Here is a 10357-nt window from a genome sequence, read left to right as displayed (position 1 = left end):
TTTTTTCTAAAATTTTTGTAGTAAAAAAGGAGATATCAAAATCTCCTCAAATATACTTCTATTTTAGATTTTCAGGAATCGGCGCATAGAAATTCCTGATCCGATTGAACCGATAAAAATTCCAATCACAAATAATAAGGCAATCATCAATGGACTGAATACCTCTGGTGATATCATTGAAAGGTTCTGGCCAACCAATGACTTATTAACCGATTGGTAAACCATTTTATAGACAATAAATACCAGAACTGACGGAAGAGTTGCTCCAAGCAAACCAATGAAGGCACCTTCAAGCAAGAAAGGTCCACGGATATAGCCGTTCTTAGCACCTACTAAACGCATGATTTGAATTTCACGGCTTCGTGAAATAATGGTGATACGAATCGTATTAGAAATCAAGAACACCGCAATGAAAATCAATAATCCCGCGATAACTAGTCCCCAGACACGAATAAATGAGGCTAACTTAAACAAGCGTTCTGTATTAGCACCACCATCTTGAACTTCTGATACACCTTCAATTTTCTTAGCCTCTTCTGCTACTGTCTTTACATCGCTTGGCGTGTTGGTATCAACAATATATGCATCATAGAGTGGATTGGCATCCCCTTCAAAGATTTTCCAGTTGTCCCCCATTGTTTCGGTCAACTTTTCATATTGTTCTTCTTTACTTGAAAAGGTAACACTTTTAACAGTTGACATACCTTTCAAAGCATCGTATACCTTATGGTAGTCATTATTTGTAACGGTTTGACCTTCTTTTTCAATGGTCTCACTATTGTCAGCTACGTCCTTACGAATATATACCATTACTCGGACATTGTTTTCAATATCTGTAGCGAGTTTAGCCGTATTAAAGATAACAGATGCAAATATTGCAACTAAAGTCAAAGTAATCATAACCGAACTGACAGCTGCTACTGTCATCCAGCCATTTCGTTTCAAACTTTTTAATGATTCAAATAAATGACGAAAAAATCTACTAATCATCGTATCCATATTCTCCTTTAGCTTCGTCACGAACGACACGGCCATTTTCAATGGCAATGACACGGTGGCGCAAGGTATTTACAATCTGACTGTTGTGGGTCGCCATCAAGACAGTTGTACCTTGGAGATTGATGCGTTCCAACAAATTCATAATTTCCCATGAATTATCTGGGTCCAAGTTTCCTGTTGGTTCGTCCGCAATCAATACTTTTGGATTATTTACAATAGCACGCGCTATCGCAATACGCTGTTGTTCTCCCCCCGAAAGTTCATTTGGGAAAGAACGAACCTTATGCTTCAATCCAACCAAGTCTAAAACTTCCATAACACGTTTTTTGATATTACGGCGACTTTCTCCGATTACCTCCATTGCATAGGCAATATTTTCGTAAACGGTTTTCTTTGGTAACAGTTTATAATCTTGGAAGACAACCCCAACACTACGACGGAGTAGAGGGACGTCTTTCTTCTTGATTTTAACCAAATCAAAACCAGCAACAGATAAACTTCCTTTTTCGATTTTTACTTCGCGATACAAAGAACGAATAAAGGTTGATTTTCCGGCTCCTGAAGGACCTACGATATAGGCAAATTCTCCTGGTTCAATAGTGACAGAGACACCTCGCAGGGCGGTCGTTCCGTTATCATACTTTTTGACAACATCTCGCATTGCAATGATTGACATGTGAGTTCCTTTCTATCTTAACTGATTCGCCACTTGAGATAGGCATCGATAAAACCATCTAGGTCTCCATCCATAACCTTATCTACTTGTGCAACTTCAAAGCTAGTTCGGTGATCTTTTACCATTGTATAAGGCGTGAAGACATAAGAACGAATTTGGCTTCCCCATGTGATTTCCTTTTTCTCACCCTTGAGGGAATCGACTTCCGCAGCTTTCTTTTCTTGCTCCATTTGATAGAGCTTAGCCTGTAACATCTTCATAGCTCGATCTCTATTTCCATATTGGGTACGATCGACCGTTGACTGGACGACAGTTCCCGTAGGAATGTGTGTCAAACGCACACCTGTGGAAACCTTGTTGACGTTTTGTCCACCAGCACCACCTGAACGGAAAGTATCCATCTTGATATCATCTTCACGGATTTCTACTTCAATAGTATCATCCAATTCTGGCATCACTTCTACAGATGTGAAAGAGGTGTGGCGACGTTTAGCAGAGTCAAATGGTGAAATTCGTACCAAACGGTGTACACCCATTTCTGACTTGAGAAGACCATAGGCATTAGGTCCTTCAAATGATAAAGTTACCGACTTAATACCAGCCTCATCACCTGCTTGATAATCCAAAACTTCTACTTTGAAGCCTTTAGCATTACCATAACGAGTGTACATACGAAGCAACATATCACCCCAGTCTTGAGCCTCTGTACCACCAGATCCTGGATGGATTTCCAAAATGGCATTATTATGGTCATAAGGTTCTGACAAGAGAAGCGTCATCTCATAGCTGGTCATCATCTTATCGAGTTCTGATAACTGTGCAACCAATTCTTCATGCACCGACTCATCTTCAGCTAAAAAGTCTAATAAAATTTCAACTTCATCCTGCAACTCTTCCATTTTGTGGAAGGTGTTGTAGGTGTTTTTTAATTCATTTAATTCTTGCGACGTTTTTTGGGCCGCGATATTATCGTTCCAAAAATCAGGTTCTGTCATCTTGTTTTCCAAGATGGCAATCTCTTCCTCTAAACCTTCGAGGTCAAAGAGACCCCCTGAAAGAAGCTAATTTTTCACGATTTGCGTCAATTTTCTGACGAATTTCTGAAATGTCCATAAATACTCCTTTTTTGTATTATTTTATTATACCATAATCTATCATTTCTTTCCATCTTTTGCTCTAATCCCTTATTGCACGTAAAAAGAAGCCTTTCGGCTTCCCTTCTTACAAGACTTTTGCTGAAGTACGAGTGATTTCTTCTACTTGAATATTCTCTGATTCAAATTTTTCTTTCAAGGCTGGTAAATCGATTGATCCATCGATTTGAACTTCGATAATAACCTTACCATCTTTACGCGGAATATTGACTGTATGGGAGATATTCAAATTTTCTTCTACAATCAAAGAAACAATCTTTCCGAGAACACCGACTTCATCTTCTGTAACAAAGCGCACCCGAATCCCTTCTTCACCATAACCAGCAATTTCAAGAAAGGCTTGGAAAACGTCACGGTCCGTAATAACCCCATAGACTTGATGGTTATCTACTACAGGAAGAATACCAATCTTGTTTTTCAACATCAGATAAGTTGCATCCTCTAGACTCGCATAGCCTGAAACAGTAACAACATCGCGAATCATGACATCTTTTACTTTTGTCTTATTCAGAAGATAGTTCATCTCATAGATAGAAAGACTGGTTGCTTTTGATGGACTAGCTTGGGCAATGGTTCCCTCAGTCACCAAACCAACCAATTGATCATTTTCGATAACAGGCAAGCGGTGCAATCCTTGCTCTCTCATCAAATCTGCTGCATGAGATACTGTTGTATCTGGACTAATATACACTACCTTGCGGGTCATAAAATCTTTAACTGCCATGAGACTTCTCCTTTTCTATTCTTATCCCTATTATACAATCTTTTTGCAAATCTATCAAACGCTTACATTTCTTTTTCAAAATTCAGAAAAGTATGAATAAGCTAGCAAAAAGAGCTCTGAAATCGAGCTCTGTGAATGAAGGATAGGTACGCTTCATTCGATTTTTCAATTATTAGAAATTCATCTTTCAGTGTAGATGTAGATTTGTTTGCAATCTAAATATGCCAACTAAAATAATCCACTGGAAAAGATAATTGCTTCGCAATCTCTATTCACCGACTAAAAAGGTCCCCCAGACCTTTTTAGCCACCTAGATATGCTTTTCTGACTTCTTCTGATGAGGCGAGTTCTTTTCCTGTTCCGGATAGGACGATTTTTCCTGTTTCCAGTACATAGCCTCGGTCAGAGATTGCGAGTGCTTTATTAGCGTTTTGTTCAATCAAGAGGACAGTTGTTCCTTGTTTCTGGATATCTTGAATGATATTAAAAATCTCTTGGATAAAGATTGGGGCAAGACCCATTGATGGTTCATCTAAAAGAAGAAGTTTTGGAGTTGACATAAGAGCGCGTCCCATGGCAAGCATTTGTTGTTCCCCTCCTGAAAGAGTGGCTGCATCTTGGTTCTTTCGTTCTTCAAGACGTGGGAAGCGTGAGAAAACTTTCTTCAAGTTAGCTTGATTTTCTTCACGATTTTTCTTTAAGAAAGCCCCCATTTCAAGATTTTCCATCACAGTCAAGCCAGGGAAGACATGGCGTCCTTCTGGAACTTGTGAAAGTCCACCAGCTACGATTTTCTGAGCTGGCATTTTTTGGATTTCTTGACCTAAAAATTCAATTTTTCCTGAACTCGGTCTAACCAAACCAGACAAGGTACGGAGAATGGTTGTTTTACCAGCACCATTGGCACCGATAAGGGAAACAACCTCTCCTTCATTAACTTCAAAGCTTACATCACGGACTGCTTGGATCATACCGTAATGCACAGAAAGATTTTCAACTTTTAACATAGACATTAGGCTTCACCTCCTAGATAAGCTTCGATAACGCGTTTATTGGTCTTAATTTCGTCTGGAGTTCCTTGAGCAATTAAACGACCATATTCAAGTACGTAGATGCGTTCTGTTACTTCCATGACCAGATTCATATCGTGTTCAATCAACATGATTGTAATTTTGAATTCATCTTTGATACGACGAATTAACTCAGTCAATTCCGCTGTTTCCTGTGGGTTCATACCTGCTGCTGGTTCATCTAAAAAGAGAATTTTAGGTTCCGTAGCAAGGGCACGAACAATTTCCAAACGACGTTGTTGTCCGTAGGCGAGGTTTTTAGCAAGAGTCTCTGCATCACCATCTAAATCAAAGATTTTCAATAATTCCAAAGCTTTAGCTTTTAATTCTTTTTCACTCTTGTAAAAAGCTGGTAAGCGTAAGAAACTAGCAAAAACATGTTGTTTGTGATGGTTGCCAAAAGCAATTAAAACATTGTCCAAAACTGTTAAATCTTTAAAGAGACGGATATTTTGGAAAGTACGTCCAAGTCCCAAAGAGGCAATCTTATAAGGTGCCTTTCCATTTAAAAGGTGACCATCTAAGGTAACTGTTCCCTCACTTGGTTCATAAACACCGGTCAAAAGGTTGAAAAGGGTGGTTTTACCAGCTCCGTTTGGACCGATTAGTCCAACCAATTCCCCTTCGTTTAATTCAAGAGTCACATCTCCAACAGCTGTTAGACCGCCAAAATGTTTGGTTAACTGTTTTACTTCAAGTAATGCCATTAGTTTTGTTCCTCCTTCTTAGATTTTTTAAAGAAACGTGATAGGCTCAATTCCCATGTTCCAAGGAGTCCACCTGGTCTGAAAATCATTACCAATACCAAGGCCAAAGCGTAGATAATCATACGCACGCTAGCAACATCTTGGAGAAGCATATTCAAAATTCCAAGAACAATAGCTGAAACAATCGCACCTGTAATTGAACCAAGTCCACCAAATACAACAATGATCAATACGTTGATTGAGTTGATGAAAGTGTAATCTTTCGGTACAACTGAACCGATAAATCCTGCCTGAAGTGACCCTGCAATACTTGCAGTAATAGCACCAAAGACAAAGGCGATGATTTTAATTTTAGTCGTATTAACCCCAACTGACTCAGCAGCAATCTCGTCCTCACGAACAGAGAGGGTTGAACGACCAATTGGGCTACGCAAGAAGTTCAAGGTTGCAATGGTTGTAATCACGACAAAGAAGTAAACCATTTGCCAAGTTGTAAAGTTAGGAATTCCCAAGATACCTGCCGCACCATTTGTAAGACTTCCACCATTGATGATAAAGATACGGATAATTTCAGATACACCGAGAGTCGCTACCGCAAGATAGTCCCCCTTCAAGCGCAAGGTTGGAATTCCGACAAGTAAAGCAACAGCTCCTGAAAGCAAAGCACCTACAAGCATAGCTCCAAAGAAGGCACCATAGGTTGGTGATTTAGAACCAATAATAGCAGCGGCATAGGCACCAATCGCCATGAAACCAGCATGCCCAAGTGAAAATTGTCCTGAAAAACCAACGATTAGGTTAAGACCAACAGCCAAAATAATATTAATTCCAATTTGTTGTAAAATCTGTACATAGAATAGATTGAGTACTCCAACTGAAACCAGTACACTAATCAAACCATAGCCAGCTAACAAAAGGAGTAACCATAGAATATTAACTTTTAAATTTTCTTTCATCGTTTACACCTTCTCTTTCACATTCTTACCAAGGATACCAGCTGGGCGGACAATCAAGATCAACAACAAGATTCCATAAACAATGGCATCACGGAAGTCTGACATCCCAAAGGCTGTCGCAAAGGTTTCCAATAGACCAATCACAAAACCACCAAGAGCCGCACCAGGAATAATTCCGATACCACCAAGTACTGCGGCAACGAAAGATTTAAGACCTGGAGTAACCCCCATCAAAGGCTCAAGAGAGTTATAATAAAGGGCAATCAGAACACCAGCCGCACCCGCAAGGGCAGAACCCAAAGCAAAGGTAAAGCTGATAGTACGGTTTACATTGATCCCCATCAATTGTGCTGCATCGCTATCTACGGATACTGCACGCATGGCTTTCCCCATCTTAGTCTTTTGGACAATGACTTGTAACAAAATCATCAAAATCAAGGAAATGGCCAAAATCATTAACTGCACATTTGTTAGGCTAATTGGTCCCAAATCATAGCGAACTGTTTGAATCGCTTGAGGGAAGGCACGGGTATTGGCACCAACCAGATAGACCATTCCATACTCAAGTAGGAAGGAAACCCCAATAGCTGTGATCAAAACAGCAATACGAGTAGAGTGGCGCAAAGGTCGATAAGCAAGAAACTCAATCACGACACCAAGGACAGCTGTAGCTAGCATCGCTACGATAAGCGCTACAAAGAAATTCATTTGGAAAGAATTAATCAAGAAATAACCAATAAAGGCTCCCATCATATAAATATCACCGTGGGCGAAGTTGATGAGCTTGATAATTCCGTAAACCATGGTATATCCTAGGGCTAATAGCGCATAAACACTACCTAGAATCAAACCATTTACTAGTTGTTGGAGCATAAGATTCACTCTTTCTATTTATAATTTTGAGGGTTTCCCCTCACTTTTTGATAGGTTCTTAAACACCGAAACAGGGAGTGAGTCAGAGGCTCATTCCCTATTTCAACATTTTTCTATTATGGTTTTACAACTTCTGCTGCTTCAACCTTACCATTGTTCATGGTCATCATGTAAGCAGTTTTGACTGTGTTGTGGTCTGCATCGAAGCTTGTTTGACCAGTTACACCTTCAAAATCTTTTGTTTTAGCAAGGTTATCCTTGATTTCACCTGAGTTTTTAGCACCTTTTGCTGCGTTTGCTACAAGGTGAACTGAGTCATAAGCCAAGGCTGCAAATGTTGAAGGCTCTTCGTTGTACTTAGCACGGTAAGCATCAAGGAAAGCTTTTGCTTTAGCTGAAACTTCTACAGTAGTTGAGAAGCCTGAGATAAAGTAGATGTTTGATGCTTTTTCAGCAGTTGCTTGTTGTACAAACTCTTCACCGTTGAATCCATCACCACCAACGATTGGTTTATCAATTCCCATACCACGCGCTTGGTTTACAATTTTACCAGCTTCAGTGTAGTAACCAGGGACGATGATAGCATCAAAGTCTTTCCCTTTCATTTTTGTAAGGGCTGCTTGAAAGTCTGTGTCACCTGCTACGAAAGTTTCATCTGCAACGATTTCACCTTTGTAAGCTTCACGGAAGGCTTTAGCAATACCTTTAGCATAGTCGCTGGCATTGTCAGTGTAAAGAACAACTTTCTTAGCGTTTAATTTTTCAGTAACATAGTTTGAGATAATTTTTCCTTGGAAGCTATCTTGGAATGTTCCGATAAAGAGGTAATCTTGACCTTTAGTCAATCCATCTTGAGTCGCACTTGGCGAAATCAATGGAACACCTGCTTTTGTAGCGTTAGCTACAGCAGCTGCAGTTGCACCAGATGTCGCAGGTCCTACGATTGCTGATACCTTAGATTGGGTTACTAGGTTAGTTGTTACTGAAGCCGCCTCAGCAGTTTCAGATTTATTATCTTTATCAACTACTTCGATTTGTTTTCCGTCGATACCACCTGCTGCATTGATTTCATCAACGGCAAGTTGGGCACCTTTTTGTTCAGATGTTCCGTAGGCAGCTACGGCACCAGTTTCTTCGAAGTTAAATCCAATTTTGATTGTCTTTTCCTCTACTGAGTTACCAGCAGCGTTTGACGCTCCAGACTTCACTTCTCCACAGGCTGCAAGAAGTGCTACACTTGCAAGCGCCACAAACGATAGGGCAAATTTTTTCTTCATCTTTTTTTGTCTCCTTATTCTTAAATAAATAGCATGTTAAGAATATACCGAATTATCAGAAAATTGTCAACACTTTTCTTGAACTTTTTCGATGATAACGTTTTCCTCTCGATGAAGATTGCCCACAAAGGGTGTTTCCAGCTCTTGGATATGACAAACCCTGACTTTTTTTATAAACTTTTCCTTGCCCAAGCGCCCGACCAATTGCTCCATTTCTTGAGTTGGAACATAGAGTTGTAAGTAACGATGTTTCTTGGAATGATAGGTAATATCTCCATAATCCTGCAATTTTTTGGCATCACGATTATAGTAAAGATAGATAATCAAGCCAGATCGATTGACTTTTTCAAACATGATAAATCCTCTTTCTAAGAAATCTCTCCCTATTATACCAAAAAAAGCAAACCCAGTCGAGTTTGCCTTCTTTGATCATTAATTCAATGAATTGTTGGCCATGATTTCATCAATAAAGCCATATTCAAGTGTTTCTTGGGCACTCATCCAGTTATCGCGTTCTGCATCTGCGTGAACTTTTTCGATTGACTGACCTGAATTTTCAGCCAAGATTTTTTCCAAGGTATTACGAGTTTTAAGCAAGTGTTCTGCAGCGATCGCCATATCGGTTTGCTGAGTACCTCCACCTGTACCACCCATTGGTTGGTGGATCATATACTCTGCATTTGGAAGCATGAAACGTTTGCCTTTTGCTCCACTTGATGCAATGACCGTCCCCATAGATGCTGCCATTCCCATAACAATGGTTTGGACATCTGCCTTGATAAAGTTCATGGTATCAACGATTGCCAAACCAGCTGAAACGGAACCACCAGGTGTATTGACATAAAGGTAAATATCCTTTGTACTATCTTGGGCATCCAAGAAAAGCAACTGGGCAATAACAGAGTTGGCCATATTGTCTTCAACTGGGCCTGTCAGCATAATGATGCGGTCTTTAAGAAGACGTGAGTAAATATCGTAGGAACGTTCTCCACGGCTTGTTTGTTCAATAACTACAGGAATCATTTATTTCTCCTTTTGAGTTTTAATTTTATTGGTCAAATGACTGAAGATAAGACTATTATAATATCTTGGTCAAAAAAGGTCAAATTTTTGCTCTGTTTTCATTAGACAGAAACAAAAATTCAACCTCCTTTCGTGACTGGAAATCCTTTTCCAAGTCAATCTCTTTTTTATTTTATTTTGTACCGAACAAGCGGTCCCCAGCATCTCCAAGACCTGGAACGATATAACCGTGTTCGTTCAAGCGTTCATCCAAGGCTGCTGTAAAGATTTCTACATCTGGATGAGCTTCTTGAAGGGCTTTAACACCTTCTGGAGCAGATACAAGGCAGACAAATTTGATATTTGATGCGCCACGTTTTTTAAGAGAATCAACAGCCAAGATTGCTGAGCCACCTGTTGCCAACATTGGGTCTACCACAAAAATTTGACGTTGGTCAATATCTTCAGGCAATTTCACCAAGTACTCAACTGGTTGAAGCGTTTCTTCATCACGGTACATACCGATGTGGCCAACTTTAGCAGCTGGAACCAAGCTCAAAAGTCCATCAACCATCCCGATACCTGCACGCAAGATTGGAACGATAGCCAATTTCTTACCAGCCAATTGTTTTTGAACTGTTTTTGTGATTGGTGTTTCGATTTCCACATCTTCTAGTGGAAGATCACGAAGTACTTCATATCCCATCAACATTGCAATCTCATCTACTAGCTCACGGAAAGCTTTTGTAGAAGTATCTGTACGACGTAAGATTGACAATTTGTGTTGAATCAGTGGATGATTAATAACTTCAATTTTTCCCATTTTTGGAATTCCTTCTTTCAATTTATTCTTCTTATTATACCAAAAAACGGTTTAAAAATCTTTCTAAACCATTTATTTTTGATATTTTTTACATTA

12 protein-coding genes are annotated in these 10357 nt (G+C 39.6%); all 12 read right to left on the bottom strand.

Annotation, left to right across the window (positions count from 1 at the left end; genetic code table 11):
- Nucleotides 1-63: 63 nt before the first annotated feature.
- Nucleotides 64-990, bottom strand: coding sequence for a permease-like cell division protein FtsX (ftsX, locus tag NMM17_RS09420; RefSeq protein ID WP_000625545.1), 927 nt, complete (start codon nucleotides 988-990; stop codon nucleotides 64-66).
- Nucleotides 983-1675, bottom strand: a complete 693-nt coding sequence (ftsE, locus tag NMM17_RS09415) for a cell division ATP-binding protein FtsE (protein WP_000022204.1) — start codon at nucleotides 1673-1675, stop codon at nucleotides 983-985. Before ftsE ends, ftsX begins: the two co-directional genes overlap by 8 nt.
- A gap of 17 nt (nucleotides 1676-1692) precedes the next feature.
- A protein-coding gene (gene prfB, locus NMM17_RS09410) for a peptide chain release factor 2 (protein WP_125386088.1) occupies nucleotides 1693-2788 on the bottom strand; the annotation gives its coding sequence in 2 pieces (ribosomal slippage) (nucleotides 1693-2715 and nucleotides 2717-2788; 1095 coding nt in all).
- Between the two features lie 108 nt (nucleotides 2789-2896).
- Entirely contained in the window at nucleotides 2897-3553 is a 657-nt protein-coding gene (locus NMM17_RS09405; protein ID WP_000268666.1) for a CBS domain-containing protein, read from the bottom strand.
- 302 nt (nucleotides 3554-3855) lie between these two features.
- Nucleotides 3856-4566, bottom strand: a complete 711-nt coding sequence (locus NMM17_RS09400) for an ABC transporter ATP-binding protein (RefSeq protein WP_254754325.1) — start codon at nucleotides 4564-4566, stop codon at nucleotides 3856-3858.
- Nucleotides 4566-5330, bottom strand: a complete 765-nt coding sequence (locus NMM17_RS09395; RefSeq protein ID WP_001185995.1) for an ABC transporter ATP-binding protein — start codon at nucleotides 5328-5330, stop codon at nucleotides 4566-4568. The genes NMM17_RS09400 and NMM17_RS09395 overlap by 1 nt, the downstream gene beginning before the upstream one ends.
- Nucleotides 5330-6286, bottom strand: coding sequence for a branched-chain amino acid ABC transporter permease (locus NMM17_RS09390; protein WP_000662290.1), 957 nt, complete (start codon nucleotides 6284-6286; stop codon nucleotides 5330-5332). Before NMM17_RS09390 ends, NMM17_RS09395 begins: the two co-directional genes overlap by 1 nt.
- 3 nt (nucleotides 6287-6289) lie before the next feature.
- Nucleotides 6290-7159: a branched-chain amino acid ABC transporter permease gene (locus NMM17_RS09385; RefSeq protein ID WP_033677574.1), complete on the bottom strand. Its 870-nt coding sequence runs from the start codon at nucleotides 7157-7159 to the stop codon at nucleotides 6290-6292.
- Nucleotides 7160-7275: 116 nt separating this feature from the next.
- Entirely contained in the window at nucleotides 7276-8436 is a 1161-nt protein-coding gene (locus NMM17_RS09380; protein ID WP_000726121.1) for an ABC transporter substrate-binding protein, read from the bottom strand.
- 66 nt (nucleotides 8437-8502) lie between these two features.
- Nucleotides 8503-8790 (bottom strand): YlbG family protein, encoded by a 288-nt coding sequence (locus NMM17_RS09375; protein ID WP_000462118.1) that lies wholly within the window; start codon nucleotides 8788-8790, stop codon nucleotides 8503-8505.
- Between the two features lie 78 nt (nucleotides 8791-8868).
- Nucleotides 8869-9459 carry an ATP-dependent Clp protease proteolytic subunit ClpP gene (gene clpP / locus NMM17_RS09370; protein ID WP_000613475.1) on the bottom strand — a complete coding sequence of 197 codons (591 nt, stop codon included), beginning with the start codon at nucleotides 9457-9459 and terminating at the stop codon, nucleotides 8869-8871.
- A 172-nt stretch (nucleotides 9460-9631) separates the two neighbouring features.
- Entirely contained in the window at nucleotides 9632-10261 is a 630-nt protein-coding gene (gene upp, locus NMM17_RS09365) for a uracil phosphoribosyltransferase (protein WP_000515974.1), read from the bottom strand.
- Nucleotides 10262-10357 lie beyond the last annotated feature (96 nt).

Origin of the sequence: Streptococcus sp. CF7_Ac1-12, assembly GCF_024295905.1 — a bacterium.
Taxonomy (GTDB): Bacteria; Bacillota; Bacilli; order Lactobacillales; family Streptococcaceae; genus Streptococcus; species Streptococcus mitis_AP.
This window is presented reverse-complemented; position numbering and strand designations above follow the sequence as displayed.